The 22,764-nt window shown below is 35.1% G+C and carries 17 protein-coding genes; 10 read left to right on the forward strand and 7 right to left on the reverse strand.

Annotated elements, in window-relative coordinates; translation table 11 throughout:
• Positions 1-7: 7 nt before the first annotated feature.
• The 3 genes from QOX35_RS07905 to QOX35_RS07915 all read right to left on the reverse strand — a co-directional run bounded on the left by QOX35_RS07905 (position 8) and on the right by QOX35_RS07915 (position 1,547).
• Positions 8-298 carry a putative quinol monooxygenase gene (locus tag QOX35_RS07905; RefSeq protein WP_283686477.1) on the reverse strand — a complete coding sequence of 97 codons (291 nt, stop codon included), beginning with the start codon at positions 296-298 and terminating at the stop codon, positions 8-10.
• 254 nt (positions 299-552) lie between these two features.
• Positions 553-966, reverse strand: a complete 414-nt coding sequence (locus tag QOX35_RS07910; RefSeq protein WP_283686478.1) for a putative quinol monooxygenase — start codon at positions 964-966, stop codon at positions 553-555.
• A 74-nt stretch (positions 967-1,040) separates the two neighbouring features.
• On the reverse strand, positions 1,041-1,547 hold the full coding sequence (locus QOX35_RS07915; protein WP_283686479.1) for a hypothetical protein: 507 nt from the start codon (positions 1,545-1,547) through the stop codon (positions 1,041-1,043).
• Positions 1,548-1,915: 368 nt separating this feature from the next.
• Here QOX35_RS07915 and QOX35_RS07920 point away from each other — a divergent pair, with 368 nt between their 5' ends.
• Both QOX35_RS07920 and QOX35_RS07925 read left to right on the forward strand, forming a co-directional pair.
• The gene (locus tag QOX35_RS07920) at positions 1,916-2,506 is read left to right on the forward strand and encodes a sigma-70 family RNA polymerase sigma factor (RefSeq protein ID WP_006842669.1); all 591 of its coding nucleotides are present in this window, start codon (positions 1,916-1,918) and stop codon (positions 2,504-2,506) included.
• A 136-nt stretch (positions 2,507-2,642) separates the two neighbouring features.
• A complete protein-coding gene (locus QOX35_RS07925) occupies positions 2,643-3,017 on the forward strand; it encodes a DUF805 domain-containing protein (RefSeq protein ID WP_283686480.1) in 375 nt (124 codons plus the stop codon).
• 165 nt (positions 3,018-3,182) lie between these two features.
• Here the strand turns inward: QOX35_RS07925 and QOX35_RS07930 are convergent, their stop codons facing one another.
• The 4 genes from QOX35_RS07930 to crcB form a co-directional block, all read right to left on the reverse strand.
• On the reverse strand, positions 3,183-3,578 hold the full coding sequence (locus QOX35_RS07930; protein ID WP_283686481.1) for a DUF1573 domain-containing protein: 396 nt from the start codon (positions 3,576-3,578) through the stop codon (positions 3,183-3,185).
• A gap of 126 nt (positions 3,579-3,704) precedes the next feature.
• Positions 3,705-4,382, reverse strand: coding sequence for a murein L,D-transpeptidase catalytic domain-containing protein (locus QOX35_RS07935; protein ID WP_283686482.1), 678 nt, complete (start codon positions 4,380-4,382; stop codon positions 3,705-3,707).
• A complete protein-coding gene (locus QOX35_RS07940; RefSeq protein ID WP_283686483.1) occupies positions 4,379-10,363 on the reverse strand; it encodes an alpha-2-macroglobulin family protein in 5,985 nt (1,994 codons plus the stop codon). Before QOX35_RS07940 ends, QOX35_RS07935 begins: the two co-directional genes overlap by 4 nt.
• 90 nt (positions 10,364-10,453) lie before the next feature.
• Positions 10,454-10,810, reverse strand: a complete 357-nt coding sequence (gene crcB / locus QOX35_RS07945; protein ID WP_252636487.1) for a fluoride efflux transporter CrcB — start codon at positions 10,808-10,810, stop codon at positions 10,454-10,456.
• A 198-nt stretch (positions 10,811-11,008) separates the two neighbouring features.
• Here crcB and QOX35_RS07950 point away from each other — a divergent pair, with 198 nt between their 5' ends.
• From QOX35_RS07950 to QOX35_RS07985, 8 genes are all read left to right on the forward strand, one after another.
• Entirely contained in the window at positions 11,009-11,908 is a 900-nt protein-coding gene (locus QOX35_RS07950; RefSeq protein WP_283686484.1) for a GLPGLI family protein, read from the forward strand.
• Between the two features lie 25 nt (positions 11,909-11,933).
• Positions 11,934-14,561, forward strand: a complete 2,628-nt coding sequence (locus QOX35_RS07955) for a carboxypeptidase-like regulatory domain-containing protein (protein WP_283686485.1) — start codon at positions 11,934-11,936, stop codon at positions 14,559-14,561.
• A 99-nt stretch (positions 14,562-14,660) separates the two neighbouring features.
• A complete protein-coding gene (locus QOX35_RS07960; protein WP_135104035.1) occupies positions 14,661-16,139 on the forward strand; it encodes a DUF3943 domain-containing protein in 1,479 nt (492 codons plus the stop codon).
• A 4-nt stretch (positions 16,140-16,143) separates the two neighbouring features.
• Entirely contained in the window at positions 16,144-16,563 is a 420-nt protein-coding gene (locus QOX35_RS07965; protein WP_283686487.1) for a GNAT family N-acetyltransferase, read from the forward strand.
• Between the two features lie 383 nt (positions 16,564-16,946).
• Positions 16,947-18,455, forward strand: coding sequence for a hypothetical protein (locus QOX35_RS07970; RefSeq protein WP_283686488.1), 1,509 nt, complete (start codon positions 16,947-16,949; stop codon positions 18,453-18,455).
• A gap of 176 nt (positions 18,456-18,631) precedes the next feature.
• Positions 18,632-20,251 (forward strand): OmpP1/FadL family transporter, encoded by a 1,620-nt coding sequence (locus QOX35_RS07975; RefSeq protein ID WP_283686489.1) that lies wholly within the window; start codon positions 18,632-18,634, stop codon positions 20,249-20,251.
• Between the two features lie 237 nt (positions 20,252-20,488).
• Positions 20,489-20,956 (forward strand): SMI1/KNR4 family protein, encoded by a 468-nt coding sequence (locus QOX35_RS07980; RefSeq protein WP_283686490.1) that lies wholly within the window; start codon positions 20,489-20,491, stop codon positions 20,954-20,956.
• Positions 20,957-21,846: 890 nt separating this feature from the next.
• On the forward strand, positions 21,847-22,731 hold the full coding sequence (locus QOX35_RS07985; protein ID WP_283686491.1) for a helix-turn-helix domain-containing protein: 885 nt from the start codon (positions 21,847-21,849) through the stop codon (positions 22,729-22,731).
• The last annotated feature ends 33 nt before the right edge of the window (positions 22,732-22,764 follow it).

A 22,764-nucleotide genomic window follows, 5' to 3' on the forward strand; every position in this document is an offset into this window, starting at 1 on the left:
ATGATATTTAATACACTTTTTTGATTATATCTACAGACAGACTTTCCACTTTTCCTTCTATCGCTTTTACAAAAGCCTTGAAATGATCCGTATTATTGTGCTCATCTATTGCAGCCTGAGACTTCCAAACTTCCAGAATTGTATACTTTAAAGGACTCTTTACATCTTGATGCAAATCGTATGAGATATTCCCATCTTCTTTACGTGTGGCATCTACTACGTTTTGAAACACTTTTTCCAATTCTTCCTGAAATTCGGCTTTAACTACAATTACAGCAACAATCTTCAATTCTGTCATAGCTTCTATTCTTTTATAATCTTTAAGGTTACAAAAGTAACAAAAGTAACAGATATAAGTATATTTTCTGTTTGTTACTTTTCTTGTCTCGCTTTGTTTTTATGTGTTTTGAGACATCAAGTATTTACTCTATTCTTTCTGTATCACTTTTTGTCTGTCAGCTACCTATCTGTTATATCAAAGATCTTTATATTAGACAATCTTGTTATCTAAAAATACAAATCTAAGATATCTATAAAAGGAGGGGTCGGTGATTAATATACCAACTTTAAAATGCTTACTTCCGATTTTTCTATCATACCTTTCGAAGCTTCTTTAAATGTTTTAAAGTGCTCGGTGTTATTGTGATAATCTATAGCTGCTTGTGATTTCCATTCTTCAAGCATTACAAACTTTGTAGAGTCGCTAATATCTTGATGCAGATTATAACTGATACAGCCATCTTCTTCTTGGCTACCCTGAACCAATGTCTGAAAAATGGGTAGAATTTCTTTTATAGCTTCCGGTTTAACGGTCATTATTGCAACTATTTTGAGCTCATCTCCTGTTCTTTCTTCTTCCATATCCGATTTTATTACAATAGTATCGTCTTGTCCTGTCTGCGTCTTATGTGTACAGCCAGCCATTAGGATTAATCCTAATAATAAAGGGAATACAATTTTTTTCATAATCTGTTTTATATTTATAGTTCTGTTTTTATCTTTCAGAAATTTATACTTAAGCCTTTCCTTAGTTGAACTTCTTATTTAAGTTTCTTTCTTATTTCTTCTTCTAATTTACCTTTCTCTATTGATTTTTCTAACTTCTCCACGCTTCCATCTTTTTTCAGATATCCTCTGTTTTTTCGATAAAATGCTGCAACCGTTTCCAAAGCAGCTTTTGTACATAGAATATTATCTTTTGAGTAGTTGTTGTCAAAAGAGTATCTAGTCCAACCCAGCATAAAAGGCATTAATAGTTCTGGATTGACTTTTATGAAATCTACAACTCGGCTATCTACACCTACACTAACATTCGGTGTACCTGTAAGCCAGGCCATAAAAAAGGCATTTGCTTCTTGTCTCTTAATAGGCTCTTTTCCTAACGGCGTGCCTAATAACCAGTCTATAGTCTCTTTCACTTGGGGTTCGTATGCCGTATAAGCGTCTTTACTCTCAAATTTATAATTTTTAGGAACTTCATATCCCTGAGCTAACAAACTTGTAGTTAAAACCGTAAATACTGCAAGGAATAACAGATGTCTTTTCATAATGATTAGTGTTTAATAGATTTCTATACAAATATATACAATGACGTTAATAGAAAATATTCGAAAGCTAAAAAACTTTCTTTTTTTCTTATAACATCCCAATTTATTGTTCGAATCTTATGCACTCGTGAGCGCCTTCTATTTTGGCATAGATAAAACAGTCTCATTCTTATTATCCTATGGATCAACATGACAACAAGAGACTGTATCTGATGTATCGTCTCCTTATTGTTAAATATTCTTTCTGTATTTGTAAGTTTGGTAAATTTATTCTTTATTTGCATCATTAACATAGTTTTATTTATAAACCTCAAAAAATCAACGCCTATAGAATAGACATTACTCTAAATTTTTAAATATAAGAGATAATGGAAACATTAATTACTATGACTGATGAACAATTGGTCTGTGATTATTCTAACGGCAACAATCTTGCTTTTGATATCCTGCTAGAACGTCATAAAAGAAGTGTATATAATTACATTTTTTTTACTGTGCGTAATAGGGAACTTGCAGAAGATATTTTCCAAGAAACATTTATAAAAGCAATCGTTACTATCAAGCAGGGACGTTATACCGAATCGGGTAAGTTTCGTGCATGGATTTCCCGGATAGCTCATAATTTGATTATTGACCATTTTCGTCAGGAGAAAAACGAAAATACGGTATCAAATGACGAGGCTCCGGTTGACTTATTAAATAACCCTACACTATGTGATGGCACTATTGAAGACGAACTGATCAAGGTGCAAATAACATCTGATATTAGAAAGTTAATATCTTTCTTGCCTGAAAATCAGCGCGAAGTTTTAGAAATGCGCTATTACCAAGATCTTAGTTTTAAAGAAATAGCAGACCAAACAGGGGTTAGCATCAATACGGCGTTGGGGCGTATGCGCTATGCCATCCTTAATATGCGCCGTATGGCAGAAGAAAATAACATTGTTCTTACAATGTAGCATTTTATTAAAGTAGTTTTTTTAGGTGAGAAAGGAAAAAGATGTGTTATAAATAACATTTCTTTTTCCTTTCATTTTCAGAATATTATATTATTTTTATCCCATATTTTTTTAATACTATAAAAACAATAAAATTATGGAATGGTATCTGAAAGTATTGAAGCAGTATGCTGACTTTAGTGGTAGGGCTAGGCGCACGGAATATTGGATGTTTTATCTTTTCAACTCTTTTATTCCGATAGGTTTGATGATTATTGGCGGCATATTATTCGCCATGAACGAATCTTCAATTCCTTTTATAATATGCATGGTACTGATTGGTTTATACAGTTTGGCTGTTTTTATACCAAGTTTAGCAGTTACAGTCAGAAGGTTGCATGATACAAATCATAGTGGCTGGATGTATTTTGTTTCACTTATACCTCTAATTGGTAGTATTTGGTTGTTAATCCTTCTTTGTACTGATGGTACTCATGGACAAAATCAATACGGACCCGACCCGAAAGAGTAATACGTAGATTCTATTTAAAGCTTCCGATGGTTATAAATAAAACGTTTGTGAAGTTAATAAGATACTAAAAACAAAACAGGAGAAAGACTAGTCTTTCTCCTGTTTTGTTTTTAATTGTTTTATAGGTTCTTAGCTGTTTATTGTACTATGCCGGAACCTATTATTTTATTTGTTGCGAATAACTTCTCCTTTGATACGAACTTTGTAAACCGAATCAGGAACGTTTGTAAATACTGTAATTTCTTTAGCGAAAATTCCCGGACGACCTGTTGTCGAGTAAGTTACTTTTATTACTCCTGTTTTTCCAGGAAGAACCGGTTCTTTTGTGTAGTCTGGAGTTGTGCATCCGCATGTTGTTTGTACGCGTTGAATTAGAAGAGGAGCAGTACCTGTGTTTTTAAACGTAAACTCGCAAGTAACAGTACCGGCACTTTCATCCACTTTTCCAAAGTCGTGTACATCTTTTGTAAAGACAGCCTTGGGAGCTTTATCTCCATTTTGAGCCATCATAAAGCTGGTAGATAATACCAAAGCCAATAGTATAAAACCAATCTTTTTCATATACCTAATTTTCTTTATTTTACTTTAAGTTATTAACTATGTAGTTAGGCATTAGCTATAACCGTCTTACAAAGTTAGTAATAAATATGACTATTTTTTAAGAATTTAGCAATATTTAGTATTGTACTAATTATATATCCATAACAGTAGAGGCTTTTTACTCTCTTTGAGTAAAGCATCGCATTTGCGCATTGCCTCATTATTTATTACAGGACATCCTTGACTCCAACCTAATGGCAGATGATTTGGGTAAACTTCTTTATTCACAACCGGATTGTGCGAATGAAGCACTATGATCCGTTTGAATGCATTGCTATTGGTTTTCTCTAAACCATGCAGTTTGTAGTGTACATTTATACCCCAAGTGCTGTATGATCGTGCTCCTGTTTTATATTTACCTAATGAAGAACAATAGCTGCCCTCAATATTACTGAATACGGGTTTAGACTGTGTGCTCTTCTGTCCGTATCCATGACAACAAAGACTTTCGTACTTTATACTGTCTTTTGCAAAATCCCATACAAAGAAACGATTCTTGCCCGAGTGTATACTGAAATCAATCAGTATACAGTGTTTCGAGCTTAGTCCTTGTTGTTTACTATATATTTTGGCTTCATCTGCTTTTGCTTTAAGCCTTGCATAAAGTTTTTTTCTTTCTTCTTTCTTTTGTTTCGATTCCGAGGATTCTACTATTTCCCTTTCTTCGCTTTGTTTTGTCGATTTATTATTTGATTTATAGCAAATGAAAGATACAAAACCGGTAAAAAGCAATATTACAGCTATTATCGGAAGATATGTTTTCATTCTTTTTCTTTTACAGTTACTTTTATTCCGGCTGTATGTGATACAAATTCAGGCGCATACATACATTGTATTGTTGTGATTCCATTAGCGTATTCACCTGTACGGTTTACATATACAGGGTATTCAAATACATAAGTACCTTTTGGCATAATATCGAAGTAGAAGTTAGTAGATGCATCTTTTGACGTTTGGTAATACATCAATCCTTCATTCCATTTTATACCCGATATCGTTTGAATAGGTTCGAAACAAGAAGCCCGCATGTCTTTCAGATGAACAAATTCCATATCCATGTCTGTCCTAACTGTTAGGCGCACTACTACTTTATCTCCTACAGCAAGCGGATTGTTCTCTGTGATTTGACTTAAAGATTTACCTGTAGCTGTGTTGATTTCTTTAAATAACTGTTTCTCTACATTCAGGTCTCCTTTATGCGCTGTAATCTTATCCAAGTTTTCATAATATTGCCAGTATAAAGCTCCATAAGCCGGACGGGTATCTGATGTTGTCACCTCTACTTTACCCATTTCGTTTTTAATCTCGGCTTTGTTCCATACTTTTTTGAAATAGCCTGTTCCTACCTCTTTATTTTCAGGTTCTATTTTCTCATTCCCTACATAGATCACAGGTATTTCTTCACTTGCAAACCAATTAGACCCTGTGCTTAACAATGCAGTGATAGCGTCTATCGAAGCATGCGTTGATTCCCATATCTGAGTTCGTTTCTGATTTATCAGCCATCGTTTCAGCATATCCATTTCTTCTTGCGATGAACCAACTTCTTGCAGTGCATTCATTAAGAATGTATGTACACTGATTGCGGATAGAGACATGAATACCTGATTACGATTATTTGGCCAATACATACCTGTCTTTTGATTTTTAACAGCATATTCGCGTATTGATTTGATGATCTTATTGGCAAGTTCTTTCTCTCCATTTCTTTTTAATACAACCGAAAGAATAGATTTTTCGTACAAATCGAGTTTTTGCCAGTTTTTACTTGCAACATTCGTGTAGAACCTTTCGGCGGCACGTGTTGCCTGATCAATCGGTATGTCTCGGTAGAATGAACGGACATATGCGTATTCTAACTGATTGGTTGACACAGACGATGTTTTTTCCCAATTCTTATTATTCTTTTTCAGGCTTTCAAAGTCTTTCAATATCTGACTGTCAATAAATTTGAGAGCATTCATTTGCATTACCTTCACATCCTCACGATATTCTACTTGCCCAACTTGCTGTAGCTTAGCATAGCCATACAGAATATATTGGGTAACAGAACGGCTCGGGTACATCCCTTTGTACCACGACCATCCGCCTTCGTTACTGTTTTGTAGGTCTTGTAGCTTTTTGGTAGCTGCATCGGTCATCTGTTTTGTATTATTCAGATCAAATAATAAAGAAAGGCGCTGCATTTGTTCTGCTTCGTTTTTGGCATCCAGCACCCACGGTGTTTCTTCTAACAATACATTTTTCAACTCTTCGTCTTTCTGTAGTTTTGATAGGAATGTTTGTTTATCACCTCCTTGTTTCTTCCATGCTTCTATCATAGCACCCACTTTCGGATACTGACGGATGATAGAAGAACCGAGCGTATTCACATAATAACTAGCAAACCAGTTCACCGCATTTTCACTCGTAGGATTACTGAATGAAGGCAGTGCTTGTATAGCATACCATGCAGGATTGGATGCATATTCGAGTGTGAGTCTATAATTACTTGCAGTGGATGACGTATTGTTGTATAATTTATCGAAAGTAAATGTACTAGTTCCTGCTTTTGTAACATCGATAGGCATGCTTTCTGTCACCATCATACGGTTTGATAGAACAGCCAAAACATGTTGTTCTCCATCACTGAATGTTTCGTTTTGTGCTATAATGCGGCAACCGATCAGTTCAAAGCCTTCGGGTACATCGAAAGTCCATTGTGCAGAGGTCGATGTTTCTTTGTCTACAGAGAATGTTTGTTCTTGATTTGGAATTCTGAGGTCAATCGCTTTATCTGTAGCAGGATCGAAGAATTCTATTTTTACATTTCCCGAGATAGCATTTTCTGACAAATTGGATATTTTGGTAGAAATACTAGTCTTATCACCCTGACGAACAAAGCGAGGCATATTCGGTGTCACCATCAGCTCCTTTTGTGTTATTACAAATTGTTCTAATGTTCCTACTCTCGAATTTTTGTCATGCGCCAATGCTCTGAAACGCCATGTTGTATTGCTTTCGGGTACAGTGAACGATATCAGAGTTTCACCTTTTTCGTTTGTTCTTAATTGAGGATAGAAAAATGCGGTTTCATTGAAGTTTTGGCGGATTTGAGGTGTGGGAGCATTGTTCTCTTCATTGACAGTTTCCACTTGTCTAGTGATCGAGTTTGCTGCGAAGTAACCATCTAAACTTTTTGATTGAGCTAGGCGTGGAGGTGCAGGCGTTGATTCTACCCCCGTGACCATACTTTCATTTAATACAGCCATATCTGCTGCAAATATCCCGTCAGAAGCTATACCGCTAGAGGTGATAATTCCGATACTTTGATTACTTTTTTCATAAATATATTCCTCAAAAGATTTATTGATATATCCAAACCAATTTAGTTGGTCAAATCTTCTCGCAGGTGTTTTTTCATCAGACGTACTCATTTCTGCCATATATAACGAGCCTGCATAAAACCACTTAGATTCATCTAAATTCCAATACCGTGATGGATAGTCGAACGAAATAGGATATATTGCTTCTTTTCCGATGTATGGGTGATTGAAATTCCAAGCCATATACGGATATAGCTTATCCAGTGATACATCGTACATAGATGCCAACACTTCGGCTATAGAAGGGGTATTGGTTGTATCCTTTACACTGATTGTCCATGTCTCTGCCTGTCCGGGACGTAGTTTATCACGAAAGACCTCAAGCTTAAGATTTAACTTCGTGTCGTTTTTTTCGGTTTCTTTTGCTAGTGATACATTTTGGTTGTATAGCTTACCATCTTTTACAAAAGTAAATGACATGTATATCTGGTCTTCATATTCAGCCTTATAAGGAACAGTGAACAATTGATTCGCCTCACTCATTTTTATGAAGCGACGTTCAAATACTTTTTTATTGTTATTTAGTTGGTACAATACATATATATCTTTGTCTGATACTCCGAATATAACCTCAGCCGGCTTGTTGGGACTAAGAGATGTATTCTTTTTCACAAGCCATTCATTTGTCTTTATCGGTGGTTTTTTGTCGCTAAAACTGTATAAAATAAAATTAGCCTTTTCTTCTATTTCATTATTCTTACTATCAAGGGCTTTTACTTTTAATTGATATTTTCCCGATGGCAGACTTTGTAAAAAAGACTTTAATTTAGCTTGCTCTCCTGTTTCAAATCTGCCGTCAAATACTTTCTTATTGATAGAATCATTTTCCGATAAACTATAAAGAATGTAAGTTCCGGATGTCTTGATGTCTTCTCCTTGTAAATTTTTTGCACCTATATTTATTTTATCATTTCCCGATTTTTCTATCTGACTAGGTATGTCTATATTGATAGCCATAGAAATATTGCCAACGTTAATAGAGTATTGGTTCGACTGAGTCTCTCCATTCACATCCGTCACTGTTGCTGTAACTTCAAATGTGTAATTCTGTTGGTTGAAAGGTGTATATCTTTTTTCGTCTGCAGGTTGTGGAGTAAATACAACTTCGAATGAACCATCGTCATTTGTTTTTACTGTTCCATCGGCAAAAGGAGCTTTATAACCTCTTCCCCAGCGCCAGATGTCCAGCTGTTTGCGGGTTATAGTATAGTTTACATCCGCTTGTTGTAGGTTTACACCTGAATAATTTTTTGCATAACCTTTCAGTTTTATTTCTTCTCCGAAAGCATAAGTTTCTTTTAATTTATCAAAGGTGATTTCAAAGGTTGGTCGTTTATATTCTTCTACATTGAAATAGTTAGTTCCTGCTCCGCCGCTGGTTGCCATTATACTATATTGGCCTAATAATCCGGATTGCGGTAAGATAAATTCTCCTGATGCAGAACCGAATTCATTTGTGATGATGTCTTTTTCTGTAACCGTTTCATTATTCACATCCAATAACTCTATTGTACAAGTCTGATTCGCTAAAACTTTGGATTCTTTATCGATCACGATGGCTTTGAAATAAACAGTTTGCCCGGGACGATATATGCTCCTGTCGGTAAATATATTAATCGTATTCTCTTGGGTGCTGTAAGGAACAGTACGCTCCCATCTGTACGAGTTTGAATTTAAATTCTCTGCTTGCAAGCACGAGTCTGCACCAAGTTCTACTTTGTATTTAGCCACAGAGTATAGATCTTTGATATCGCGCGAATCGATGAATGTTGCGATACCTATTTCATTTGTTTTTAATGTAGCTAGCAATATTTTTTTATCATCCTTTTTTCTGACTATAGAATGTATTTTTACTGTAGCATCTTTTATAGGCTTGCCCGAATTTCGGTCAACTAAAAATATTTCGTATTCATTCTTTGCGCTATTGCGAGAGAATGTCATTAGAGAAGAAACAATAAATTTGAATTGGTTGTCATCCCACCTATTATAAAGCATATTTTCTTCTTCACCTTTTGGTATTTCTTTGTCAAGTTCTTCAATAGTTCGGGTTGTGAATATATACTCGCCGGGTTGATGTTTTCCTATATTCAAATCTAATGTATCAGCGTTATATGTTGTTTTAGATGTCAGATTCAGTGAGTATTCTTTTATTAAGGAATATTTCCCATTTAATTTTCTCAATAGTTTGAATGGTGCTATGCTATCTGTTTTTACATTTTTATATTCTACTTTTAGTCGGATTTCCTCATTCGGATATTGCAGATTTTTACCATTAACTAGAAGGATTGGAGATTCAAGAACGTTCAATTGTTGTCGTAAAATTCTCGCTCCATACGATTTAGGATATTTATCTAATCCTTTTTTCAACCATGCATATATGGTTTCATTTCTTTTAGCTATGTCCATACCATCCGTTCCGTAATTATAAGCATCAACTATTTTAGCTATTATTTCGGAACAGTTTTCGTTTGATTCATATTTTTTCTCAAGTTTCAAATATGTATCCAATACGTCTTTTGGCGTAAATGAATTCGACTTGTTTTGAGTAAAAGTTATCTTACCAATCTCCATTGATATGATTGTTGCAGTCATATTTCTATCCAATAGATTTTTCAAATATTGCTGATAATATATATATGCAAGCATTCTATTACCCGAAGCTGACTTCATGTTAAGCTTAACGAACTCATCAGCCGGGAGGATTAGTTGTTTGATGTCTAAACCTATAAGGGTAGGGTCAAATTCACTGTTATCAATATTTTGTATATTCTCTGCTATCTCTATGGCTCTTTTTATCAAGAAGTCATACAATGTGGGAAATCTTTGAGTATCCTTACCAAGGTTGATTATATCATCATATTCTTTTGTTGTATGTTTTTTTAGTGTTGCAATATCTGCAACTGAAAGCTTGAGATGATCTGCAATTTTATTAACAAATATATTTCCTGTCCATTCTTTTATATCATCCGGAATTACATCAGAAAGGTTGGTACGTCTATTGATCTCCCAGCTATTTGCATTGTAGTAGTCTAGATAAGCTTCGGCAAGCATAGAGTTTAACAGTGCTTTTTCTGTAACATCATTTGACTGCCTTAGGAGGTTCTGGAGGTCACTTAATATGCCTTCATTATCACTAAAATCGATTTCTTTTTTGAACTTATTCTTATATATAAGTGCCTTTATTACTTGTGTATTGTTCTTTTCGGCGATTGCCATCTTCAGTACATCATCTACCGACTGTAATGCAGATTGGGGTAAGTCTTCAGATGCAAGTTGCTCTATGTTTTTCCATTCATTTTCATATTTATTGTTAGAAGTTTGTGATCTCATAATGCTACTTAATGAAAAGAATAAAAGAATAAAGAATAAATGCTTTTTCATATTATTATGTTTTGTATTTCTTATTAATATATTATAGATGAAAAGGAGGTGCCAAAAGCACAATCAAAAAAGTTAAATATATATAATGTGTTATTTTGTTAGGTACATTCCTAGCCAAACGGCAGATATTCCGATAACACAACTTGCCAATACATAAACAAATGCCAGTATTGATTGGTTGTTGTTAGCCAATGTTAAAGTTTCGCTAGCAAAAGTAGAGAATGTAGTAAAGCCTCCGCAAAATCCTGTAATAAGTAGCATTCGTAAATTATTAGAGGGAACCAGATTTGCAAATAAGCCGATACAGAAGCATCCGAGGATGTTGATTAGAAATGTAGCTAATGGAAAAGGAAATGGTTCAATCCTTACGATAAAGGTAGATGTAAGAAATCTCAATATACTTCCTACAGCCCCACCAAGTCCTACTAATAATATTTGCTTAATCATTTTCCAAAATTAATTCAATATTTTCTAACTTTTTACTTTTAGAGATGATAAATGGAAGTAACTGATATATTTCATATTCCAGTCATTCTTAGCAGCAAAACTTTTATTTTGGTGTTTAGTCTATTTTGTTAGACCTAAATATTGTTTGTCTAATTTTTTAGACTATATTTGTCGGAGAACTTTAAAAAAAGAAATAATATGAAGAAGATATTTGTTTTATTGATCCTTTTATCTGCTTGTATGCAAGCTTTTTCACAGAATATATCTGCAAATAATGTGAAAGTTGTTAAACTTGATAAAGGTAATGTTTCATCCGAAAATCTTGATGAAGCCGGTATTCGTTGCTACTACAAGTTCGTGCAGCCGGTAACGATAAGTCAGAAAACTGAACAGAAGATAGACACTCTAACACTCGATATCGGAGCAAAAGTGTCCCATTATTATGATGCTACGAGAGCTAGACGCGATTCGATTTTTGGTGATTTTATGAACAATAAGCTGAATCCGGCAACAATACAGAGTATTTCGGTTGTGAAGAATGGAGATATGTCGTCGTTTGATAGCAACGTGGGGACAACATTCGAATCGGAAGAGAAAGGTGAGACTGCACATTTGTATAAAAAGAAGCAAGTCGGTGAGATTATAATTATAGACAGATCCGAAGATGCTCCTAATAAATATAAATGTATAGATAAGGTTTCTTTTCAATGGGATATAAAAACGGATACCTTGACTATTTTGGGCTATTTGTGTCAGAAAGCGACTACAACTTTTAGAGGCCGAACGTATGATGCTTGGTTTACCTCTGATATTCCGGTAAACGATGGTCCTTGGAAGTTTTATGGACTACCCGGGCTGATTTTAAAAGTGAATGATACCGAAAATATTTTCTCTTTTGAGATTATAGGTTTGGAGCATTTAACCCCAACTATAGAAATTTTATTGGCAAAAGAGGATTATATCAACGCCAGCCTTAAGGATTTAGATAAGCTCAAAAAAAAGAGATCCGGGGGTATGGCAGTGAATGTTAATGGAGGCAATGTTATAATGGTTCGTAAAAAGAATAATAATGAGTACATATCATTAGAAAAGGAATAACCGGTTGCCTGATGTGACATAAAACATGAAAAGATATTTTTTCCTCTTTCTTATTTTGATTTCGGCTATGGCTCAAGCTCAAACTATAATAACAGGAATAGTTCGTGATGAGAAGCGTAATCCTATAGCAGACATAAATGTTACCTTACAAGAGAAGTCGGGGCGGCTGACTCTTGGCTTTGCTATGACTGACGTGAAGGGTGCATACAAGCTCGAATATAAAGGCAAGGCTGATAGTATTGCAATTACTGTATCTGGCTTTAATGTGCAGAAGCAAACTAAGATTGTAGAAAATAGAAATCAGAATATAGACTTTTCTATAGAATCGGCATCTATTTTGTTGAACGAGGTAAAAATAACACCCCCTAAAATCAGGCAAGCGGGTGATACGTTGAATTATCTTGTAGAAAGCTTTTTAGGTCTTAATGATAGAACAATCGGTGATGTGCTGAAAAAGATGCCTGGAATAAAGGTTCAGGAAAATGGCGCGATTTTATATCAGAATCGTCCTATAAACAAATTCTATATAGAGAATGCCGATCTGTTGCAAGGGCGTTATGGTATTGCTACAAACAATATCGATGCAAAAGATGTATCAACCGTGCAAGTGTTGGAAAATCACCAACCAATAAAAGCTCTAAAAGACAAAGAAATGTCGGAAGATGCAGCTATTAATCTGAAGTTGAAAGATTCGGCCAAAGGGACTATCATTGCGAATGCACAGCTCGGATTAGGTGGTTCGCCTTTGCTTTGGAACAACGAATTGACAGGGATGTACATAGCTAAGAAATTGCAGAATATAACAATTTATAAGGGAAACAATTCGGGCGATGATGTCACTCGAGAGTTGACTTCTTTTTATTCGAATGATGCTTCTAATATGGATAAAGGAGGTCTTCTGGCTGTGCAGAGCCCCTTATCTCCATCCATAGCAGAAAAACGCTATCTGAATAATCAATCAAATATATTGTCTGCGAATAATTTGTGGTCTTTAAAGAATGATTATCAATTGACCACCAACGTTAGCTACCTGAACGATCTGCAACGAAAAGACAGTTATGCTTTTACTGAATACTATTTGGCAAATGATAGTGTTTTGAAGATAGAAGAATACATGAACTCTCGCCTAAGAAAAGAACGGTTGACTGGAGATATTCAATTGAATGCAAATAAAGATAAATTTTATTTTAATAATCTTTTGAAGATTGAGGGTATATGGGATAGGGAGAGAGGAGATGTCATTTCTGCTGATAGCGTTAGTCAATATCTGAAAAGGCCGTACTATAGTATTAATAATACGTTCAATATGGTGAAGACAGGAGAAAAGTATACATGGAACTTTTATTCTTTTTTCGGATACAATTCATCTGCGCATACATTATCTATAGAGCCTTTGCTGTATAAAGATTTGTTAAGTCCTTCGGCTTATTCATCAAAGATGATACAGAGTGTAGAACAAGATAATTTGGCTGCATATAATAAGGTCTCATTAGGGTTCGGTAAAGGAACTTGGAAACAGGAGTATGCTGTAAGCATGCGTACTGATATACAAGGTTTAAGTTCTGAATTGGGAACAGATAATACTACAAATGTGCCTGATTCATTGAAAAATGATCTCCGACAAGTTAAATATGAGCTAATCTTTAGCCCAGTTTATACCTATGCTAAAGGAAAGCTAAACTCTGTATTGTCATTACCTTTTAATTACACACTTCTTGATGTAAAGGACAATATTTCCGATGAAAAGCGTCGCAGAAATAATTTTTCTTTTAATCCTTCTTTATTTCTTCATTATAAAATATCTGGTTATTGGACGTCTTACTGCAACTACAGCTATAAAACTTCTATCGGTAAGATCAACCAACTGTATAAAGGATATATTCTATCGTCGTATCGTAGCTTGTTGAAAAATGACGGGGATGTTTTTGAACAAAAGGCGCATAATGCAAGCGCATCTTTGTATTATAGGGATCCTATTACAACTCTATTTGGAATGTTTAATATTAGCTATTCCAATGTTAGGACGAACCTTTTGTCTGATTATTCTTATTTGGGAACCCTTACCTTACGTTCTTCAATTTTAGCCCCTTCTACTACCGAAAGGCTAGGAGCAGATATGCACCTCAGTAAAGATATTGAAACGTTAAGCTCAACTGTTTTTCTGGGAGGGAACTATACGATTAGTCGCTCTTCTCAGGTTACACAAGGACGATTTATCGATTATAATAATCAGGGATATTCTTTTTCTCCTCGTATAATAACTAAGATAAGCCCTTCTGTTAATTTACAATGCGAGTTTAAATATTCACAAAGTATTAGTAAGGTGAAAAATGAGGAAAAAACATTTGATCCAATACGCACAATGTCTCATAATGTTCAGCTGAGTATATTTCCATTCAAGGGGATGTCGCTTAACCTGAAGTGTGAAAGTTTTTATAATAATGCAATTATATCGGGAAGTCGATCTATGACATTTGGTGATATAAGTGCAAAGTACAAGTATAAACAATTAGAGTTTATGTTTGATTATACAAATATATTCAATTCCAAACAGTTTGTTTCTGCCTCATACAGCGATGTCAGTCGTTATTATTCTGCATATATGTTGAGGCCTACAGAGGTATTGCTAAAAGTTAGATTTAAGTTAAAGTAGCGATTTCAATAAAAAAGCGATACTATATGTATCGTTACAAGAAGCAATGAATTATATTTGCTACTTGAATTTAATATTTTTAATAAATCAGGTTAATCGATGCAAAATAAGTTTCTCTTATTCTTTACATTTTTATTAATCTCATTTTACGCTCAAGCTCAGTTTGCTATTCGTTATCAGGTGGCTCCACCCAAGCCGGCTGACTCGATTGACATAGCTTTTTATTCTAAGAAAAAGTTTTGGGAAGCGGCAACTCAGAATTTTGGTCTGAATATGGCTATCTGGGGATTTGATCGGTTTGTAATGAAGGAAGATTTTGCATATATAAATATGCATACTATAAAAAAAAATCTAAAGGGTGGTTTTGTTTGGGATAATGATCAGATGGGAACAAATATGTTTCTGCACCCTTATCATGGTAATCTATATTACAACTCGGCTCGTTCCAGAGGCTTTAATTATTGGGAGTCGGGGCTTTTTGCTCTCGGTGGTAGTGCCATGTGGGAATTGTTTATGGAAAATGAGTATCCATCAATAAATGATATAATAGCAACGCCTATTGGTGGTCTATCGCTTGGAGAGGTGCTTTATCGGACGTCCGATCTAGTGTTGGATGATCGCCGCGAAGGAAGCCATCGCTTTGGACGCGAATTAGCAGCCTTTGTAATAGCTCCAACCAGAGGGCTGACAAGAATACTGAATGGAGATGCTTGGCGTAGACGTTCTACTACTGGCAAACAGTTTGGAGTGCCCGATGTAAGTGTAGAGGTATCTGCCGGAGTTAGAGTTTTGGAGCTGAAAGGTGAGATTCTCGACAAGGGGGTAGGGGCTGCAATGGATGTAAACATCGAATATGGTGATCGATTTTCAGATGAGAATGAAAAACCCTATGATTATTTCACCTTTAAGAGTAATCTCAATATACACAGTTCGCAGCCAATGCTTAGCCAACTAAATATTATTGGTCGACTGTATGTAACAGAATTGGTAGATACAAAAAATGATTTTCTAAGTTTAGGATTCTATCAACATTTCGATTATTATGATTCGGATACAATATCAGATGTTTCGGGTAAAATTCCATACAAGTTTTGTACTCCTGCATCATTCGGGGCGGGGTTCATCTATCAAAGTAAACGTATACAGAATGTAGGATTTAATGCATTTATGCATACAAATCTGGTGTTGCTTGGTGGAGCACTTAGCGATCATTATGTGGTAGATATGCGTAATTATAACCTTGCCAGTGGTTTCAGTACAAAGTTAGGTTTTAATCTGACGTATAAGGATTGGATCAGTATGTCGGGTAATTATGAGGTCTATCGTATGTTTACTTGGAAGGGGTATCCCAAAGATATAGATTGGGATAATATTGATGTCCATGAGTTTAATTATCAGGGGGATCGATCGCAAGCAATTCTACATGCGATCAGTCTTCGTACAGATATAAAATTAAGAAGCCATTTGTTCTTAACGGGTATATATTACAACTATATGCGCGACACAAATTATAGATATTTTGATGATGTATTTTCTAAAACATCAGAAGGTCGATTAATGCTAACATATAAATTTTAATAAAATGATTATTTCCGAAGCCCCATATGAAGATGTTTTGGGCTTGCGCAGGCAAGTGATGTATCCGGATAAAGATATTGAGTTCGTAAAATTGCCTGACGATGACAGAGGTTTGCATATTGGTGTATACGAAAATGATGACTTAGTGTCTGTTATGTCTATATTTCTGCATGGTAGAGATGTTCAGTTCCGAAAACTAGCAACTCGCAGCGAAATGCAAGGTAAAGGATATGCTACAGCTCTAATGGAGTGGCTTATATCTTATGCAAACGATTTAAAGCTAGATCGTCTATGGTGTAATGCTCGCAGTGGTGCAACTGATTTTTATAAAAAATTTGGATATAGTGAAACCGATGAATTTTTCTCTAAAAATGGCTATGATTATATTGTAATGGAGAGAAAATTCAATCATGAATTCGCTTAATGTGGCTTTTTATAAAAATACGCTTTTTCTTTTACCACACCACGTCCTCTATAATTCGAAGAATAAACGTAGCTAAAAGTAGCTTCTAAACCAAGAAGCATCTTTTTTATTGGTATAAACGAGGTTAAGTGAAGAAATAACCTAAGGATAACTATTTTTAACACAATAGGGAGCAACATAGGTTTGTTTCTTCGCATCTTTAGTATATATAATATTGAATTGAAAAATAAAAGTCGTACATTTGTTTTATATACCATAAGATCTTACTGTAAGTTTTAAACCTTTTGACGATTGTTTAGTCTAAGATATATACATAAAAGTATATTGTACAGTAAGTGAATACAAAACTAAATTAGTAAATAATAATTATAGGAGAGCAGATTATGAAAGCTAAAAAAATGTTTCTAATGATTCTCGTGTCAGCTATACCGTTCTTGGCTTTTGCTCAGGAATGGGATGACATATATGCTACTTCTAAATCGAAAGAATCGAAACAGAAAGAAGTAAAAGTAAAGACTACTGCTCCCCAAAAGCAAGTAGACCAAACTCAGGTTTTGGTAGTGAAAGACAATGGGGATATAACATTAGAGCGAACAGGGAATGTGAATATCGATGTAGATGCTTATAACCGTAGAGGTAATGTAAGCGTATACGATTCCGAGCAAACACAGATGCCTGACGACTCTATTGTAAACGCAGATGGATATAATGATTATGAATATACCGATCGTATAGTAAGATTCCACGATCCCGCTAATAGTGTTAAAATTTCTAGTGATAACGAGATTAATGTATATGTTGTAAATGACACATATAGCAACTATTATCGTAATCGAGGTTGGAATTTTAACGTAAACTTCGGCTGGGGCTGGGGAGGATATGGATATTATCCTTGGTACGATTCATGGTATTCCCCTTCTTATGCATGGGGATGGTATGATCCTTGGTACTATGGCTCTTGGGGCTGGGGTTGGAGCAGACCTTGGTATGGAGGCTCTTGGGGTTGGGGATGGAATAGTCCTTGGTATGGTGGCTGGTATTCCGGCTGGTACGGCGGCGGAGGCTGGTATGGCGGTGGACATTATCATCGTTCAAACTATTCGTATTCGGGACGTCCACGATATAGCTCAAGCGGCAGATACTCGGCTTACAATAATTCAGGACGCTATAATTCCGGATATAATAACTCCGGCAGATATTCTTCATATAGTGGAGGACGTGGTTCTTCTTCTAGTGTAAGTACTCGACCATCATATAGTTCGGGTAGAGGATCAAGTAACGTAAGTACTCGTCCATCATATAGTACTGGTAGAGGGTCGTCAAGTGGTGTGAGCACCCGTCCGGCTACTCGTCCAAGCTACAATAGCGGAACATCTACAGGTAGAGGATCGTCAAGCGGTATTAGTACACGACCTACTACTCGTCCAAGTTACAATAGCGGAACATCTTCGGGAAGAGGTTCTTCATCCGATGTAAGTACTCGTCCGAGCACACGCCCAAGTTATGACAGCGGTTCATCAAATAGTAGCCGTCCAAGTTACAATAGTGGTTCGTCCAACAGTACACGCCCAAGTTATAATAGTGGATCGTCCGGTAGTTTCTCAAGACCAAGCTATAACAGTAGTAGCCCATCAAGGAGCTCTTCTAGTAGCAGCCGTCCAAGTTACAACAGTGGCAGTTCTTCTAGTAGCTCTTCTAGTAGCCGTCCAAGCTATAATAGCAGCAGTTCATCTTCTTCAAGTTCACGCCCAAGTTATAGTAGTAGTTCTTCTAGTAGCTCTTCTTCAAGAAGCTCAGGATCTTACAGCTCCGGTAGTTCTTCTTCGGGACGTTCTTCCGGTGGAGGATCATACAGTGGCGGCGGTGGTAGAAGTAGTAGCGGACGCAGATAATACGATCGTATCATAATAAAAATATAAAAGCTGTTTCAACAAACGTGGTTATTGGAACAGCTTTTTATGGAAAATATAAGAAAATAGAACATTTAATATACTCTGAAATGTGTATGTTTCGTTTCGAAAGAGTTTAAACATGCAAATTTCATCTGTTAGATAAAAAATATTGAAATATGAAAAAATTATCATTATTAATGCTTGCTGTTGCCTTTTCGGTAGGAATGGTTTATGCTCAAAATGAAATGGATGCATACAGATTTTCCAAGAACGATTTAACCGGTACGGCAAGATCTGTGGCTATGGGGGGTGCATTTGGTGCACTGGGAGGTGATATCTCCGGTATCGCAATAAATCCTGCCGGTATAGGAGTTTATCAAAAGTCTGAAATTGTGACTACAATGAATTTTCAGAATACAAAGTCACAAGGTCAGTTGAATATAGGTAAGCAAAATGAAAATAAATTTACTTTTGCTTTTGATAATTTAGCCTTTGTGGGAACTTTTCCTTTATATGATGATGTAGTTCCTTTTCTTAATTTTGGATTTTCTTATAACCGTTTAAAAAGCTTTGACAGGAAATATGCCGTAATGGGCGATAATACTCGATCTCTTACGGGTTATATGGCTGGTAGAGCGAATTTTAATGAAGTTCCAGCTTCACGCCTATCTCTAAAAGATAATGACTTTTGGGGAGTGTGGGACAGTCAGGATTGGTTGACGGTATTAGGCTACAATTCTTTTTTGATAAATGAAGGTTCTAACGGCGGTAGCTATAGTCCGGCAATATCAAACAACGTTTCTAATGATTTGTTTGTGGAAGAGAAAGGTTATATTAGTTCATATGATTTCAATATCGGAACTTCTTTCTCTGATATTGTGAGCGTTGGTGCTACAATTTCTATGACAGATATAAACTATCGTCTCTATTCTCAATATACAGAGTATATGCCTGATGGAAATGGCGCATTGGCAGATAATCGCAGATTTGATTTGTATAATTGGAATAGAACGGATGGAACAGGTTGGCAAGTAAAAGCGGGAGTGATAATAAAACCGGTTCAAGAATTCCGTATAGGTATTGCTTACCACTCGCCAACATGGTATAAAATGACAGATCATTTTGCTGCCGATTTGAGTCATAATTTATCAGGAGTATCGAGCTCTAGTCTTGATCCCGATTATGTAGCAGGAACAGTAAAAAGCTACGATGGGCGGGAAGATGCTGTCTTTGATTATAAATTACGTACACCCGATAAATGGACATTTAGTATGGCGGGAGTTATAGGGACAAAGGCTATCATAAGTGCAGACTATGAATTGACAAACTATAAGAATAATATGAAGCTGTTTAATCGTAACAGTAAAGCATTTACCCCGGATCCGAATGAATATATTAAAAACGATTTCAAAATGGCATCAGCCTTACGTGTTGGTATTGAATATCGTTTTACCAGCAAATTTTCAGGTCGTGTAGGTTATTCATGGGTGCAAAGTCCTTTTGACTCAAAAATAAAGAATAATGGAAATGAGGTTACTACAGATCCTCGTCCTGTTACACAATATGCATTCGATGCCGATACTCACTATATCACTTATGGATTAGGATATCAATTTATTCCTGAAAGAAGAGGTAAATCCGATTGGTCGAATGGTTATTTTTACACAGATGTTGCCTTTGTAATGAAATCTCAGAAGGCAGATTTGTATTCTTTTGCAGGAGCAGATAAAGCTTCTTTGAAGACAAACTCATTCCAAGGACTATTGACTTTAGGGTATAAGTTTAGTATGAATTAGATCATTCTTGAAAACAAAATAAAATGGAAAAGGTATGCTTTGAGCATGCCTTTTCTGTTTTATAGCAGAATGTTTCTGATCTCGAAAGTTTTATTTTGCTACTGACAAGTAAGGTCGTATTTGATTTTGAATTGTATCTTTGTAAATATATTTACGTCGAATTATTAGTTTAATTGACCATTTGTTAACTTTTAAGCTAAATGTATTCTGTATCTCAAACCATTAAAATTAGTATAGATGACCCCCGCATATCATAAGTTCCTTGAGTTATTCAGAGCTAATGAATATAAAATAAAACACGGAAAGAAGGGTGTAGTAAAGCAAGAGTGGATTGACTACACGGAGCAAGAATTAGGATTTCCTTTACCTGACTCTTATAAGTGGTGGTCGCAGGAGTTTGAGTACTTCAAAGTAGAAGATGAATATGTTAAATATGTGTCTCCTCCCGAAAACTATAATATTGCAGATGTAGATAGCCTTTTATATTTATATAAGTCTCAGATAATAAGTAATGCTACATCTCAGAATGAATTGACTATTTTGGAAGAAGGAGAGGGGGATGCTTTGTATTATTTCTTAATTGAGCCCGGGCTAAAAGGCAATGAGTATAGAGTCTTTTGTCGTGATTATATGAATGAAGATGATGATTTTTATGCGGATGATTTTTTTAAGTTTTTGGAAATGAAAATACATCAAATGAAATAATACACAGGCTGAATATAAGAGTAAATTACAATCAAAGAGATATATGATGCTATAAGGTAAAAGTTATAGCATTTTTTTACTCCTTAAAAAGTCATATTTTAATGTTTTAAGAAAGGGGGTAATCTCTTTATCTGTAGAATCTTATGCGTTTTGTGCTGTGCCAAAAAGTTGTATCCTATTGTTATTGAAGCGAGTCTTTGCTAACTATGCATTATAATTATAAAATAATCAGAATCTTGAAATAGAATAATATATCCATTCTTACACTGATGATAATCTAGCAAGGCATATAAATATTGATAATAATTTTTAGTGAAACATTTGTCTATATGACAAAGCCTTGTTATAAGGTAGTTATAAAGTTCCCGAAAATGAGGATTGCTTTGGTTGTCCTCTCACCGTCCTGAGATTGCCCGTCTCAGGACGGTTTTTTATGAGTTATTTAATCGATTGGTATCATTCAAAAGATTAACAAAACAAATAGAAACACTACGATGATATTCGTGTAAACGAGATTTTCTAAATATATATCCAGGTTCTGCTGGGAGTTTATCTTCAAAAAAAATAACTATTTATCAAAATAATGAGTTTAAAGATTAGTAGACTTATAGTTTAATACAACTGAGAGTAATTATATCTTTCTTCTTATATTAATGCTCTGTTATTGAATATTTTATTAAAACGATCAATGAATGAAGAAAAAGGATCGAAAATAACAGAAAATCTCTATCTGTAAAAGAAGTGAAGAGTAAAGGTTTAAATAATTATAAATATTATACTAAAAGTCCATTTATTTTCGCTATTAAGAAATTAAATTCTATATTTGCACCGTGAAATATTAAGAGCAATATTTCATGATAAATAACACATAACAAAACTAAACAAAAGTCATGCTAGAAAAGGAAAGTAACGAGCTTGGATATTCGTTAGAGAACGAATTTAAATTATATAAGAATGCTCACTCTTTACCAGTTCCTCATTCAGCATTTTGTGCGACTTTTGGTATAGTTGGTGTTTGTTATGAAGGAGCTATTACTATCGAAGTCCATCAGCGTCAGGAAGAGCATCGTTTTGTAGAAGGAGAGATGATCGTTTTATTGCCAAATCAGACTATATCGGTAAAAGATAAAAGCGACAACTTTAAAATTGATTATTTTTTACTTTCCCAAACAATAACAGATGATATTCTAGGTGGTATTTCACGCTTTTCGCCACTATTCTTCATATATATGAGGCAAAAGCACTTTTACAAACTGACTAAGAATGAGATGTCTCGGTATTCTGAATACTATAATCTTGTTAATGAAAGATTTCTTACGTCAGACTGTATGTTTCAGAGGGAATATATAGTAAGTTTAATAAGACTTTTTTATTTGGATGTTTATTATAGTTTTAAGAATAGCTTATTGTCTGCGAATGCTACTCCTTGTTCAAGGAAAGAGAACTTGGCATATCAATTTTTTCTTTTAATACTAAAGCATTACCACGAAAATAAAGAAATGTCTTTTTATGCGAAGCAATTGGGTATAACACCCAAGTATCTTTCTAAGGTGATAAAGGATGTAAGTGGTCGATCTGCCAAAGACTGGATTGTAGAATATACTTTGTTGGAAATAAAATCGTTGTTAAATAATACAGCGTTAAATATTCAGGAAATAACATTGGATACACATTTTTCGAGTCAAGCTTCTTTAGGTAGATTTTTCAAAAAGCATACAGGGCAGTCTCCGTCGGAATATAGGGCGAGGCTCGACGCTCAGATAGGTATGTTTTAGAATATTGATCAGAGGTAAATAAATGCTTCGTAA

Origin of the sequence: Dysgonomonas sp. Marseille-Q5470, assembly GCF_951230145.1 — a bacterium.
Lineage (GTDB): Bacteria > Bacteroidota > Bacteroidia > Bacteroidales > Dysgonomonadaceae > Dysgonomonas.

Bases quoted from the DNA above. Each gene is read 5' to 3' on its own strand.
- QOX35_RS07905 (WP_283686477.1), bottom strand. From the start codon at position 298: ATGACAGAATTGAAGATTGTTGCTGTAATTGTAGTTAAAGCCGAATTT.
- QOX35_RS07910 (WP_283686478.1), bottom strand. From the start codon at position 966: ATGAAAAAAATTGTATTCCCTTTATTATTAGGATTAATCCTAATGGCT.
- QOX35_RS07915 (WP_283686479.1), bottom strand. From the start codon at position 1,547: ATGAAAAGACATCTGTTATTCCTTGCAGTATTTACGGTTTTAACTACA.
- QOX35_RS07920 (WP_006842669.1), top strand. From the start codon at position 1,916: ATGGAAACATTAATTACTATGACTGATGAACAATTGGTCTGTGATTAT.
- QOX35_RS07925 (WP_283686480.1), top strand. From the start codon at position 2,643: ATGGAATGGTATCTGAAAGTATTGAAGCAGTATGCTGACTTTAGTGGT.
- QOX35_RS07930 (WP_283686481.1), bottom strand. From the start codon at position 3,578: ATGAAAAAGATTGGTTTTATACTATTGGCTTTGGTATTATCTACCAGC.
- QOX35_RS07935 (WP_283686482.1), bottom strand. From the start codon at position 4,382: ATGAAAACATATCTTCCGATAATAGCTGTAATATTGCTTTTTACCGGT.
- QOX35_RS07940 (WP_283686483.1), bottom strand. From the start codon at position 10,363: ATGAAAAAGCATTTATTCTTTATTCTTTTATTCTTTTCATTAAGTAGC.
- crcB (WP_252636487.1), bottom strand. From the start codon at position 10,810: ATGATTAAGCAAATATTATTAGTAGGACTTGGTGGGGCTGTAGGAAGT.
- QOX35_RS07950 (WP_283686484.1), top strand. From the start codon at position 11,009: ATGAAGAAGATATTTGTTTTATTGATCCTTTTATCTGCTTGTATGCAA.
- QOX35_RS07955 (WP_283686485.1), top strand. From the start codon at position 11,934: ATGAAAAGATATTTTTTCCTCTTTCTTATTTTGATTTCGGCTATGGCT.
- QOX35_RS07960 (WP_135104035.1), top strand. From the start codon at position 14,661: ATGCAAAATAAGTTTCTCTTATTCTTTACATTTTTATTAATCTCATTT.
- QOX35_RS07965 (WP_283686487.1), top strand. From the start codon at position 16,144: ATGATTATTTCCGAAGCCCCATATGAAGATGTTTTGGGCTTGCGCAGG.
- QOX35_RS07970 (WP_283686488.1), top strand. From the start codon at position 16,947: ATGAAAGCTAAAAAAATGTTTCTAATGATTCTCGTGTCAGCTATACCG.
- QOX35_RS07975 (WP_283686489.1), top strand. From the start codon at position 18,632: ATGAAAAAATTATCATTATTAATGCTTGCTGTTGCCTTTTCGGTAGGA.
- QOX35_RS07980 (WP_283686490.1), top strand. From the start codon at position 20,489: ATGACCCCCGCATATCATAAGTTCCTTGAGTTATTCAGAGCTAATGAA.
- QOX35_RS07985 (WP_283686491.1), top strand. From the start codon at position 21,847: ATGCTAGAAAAGGAAAGTAACGAGCTTGGATATTCGTTAGAGAACGAA.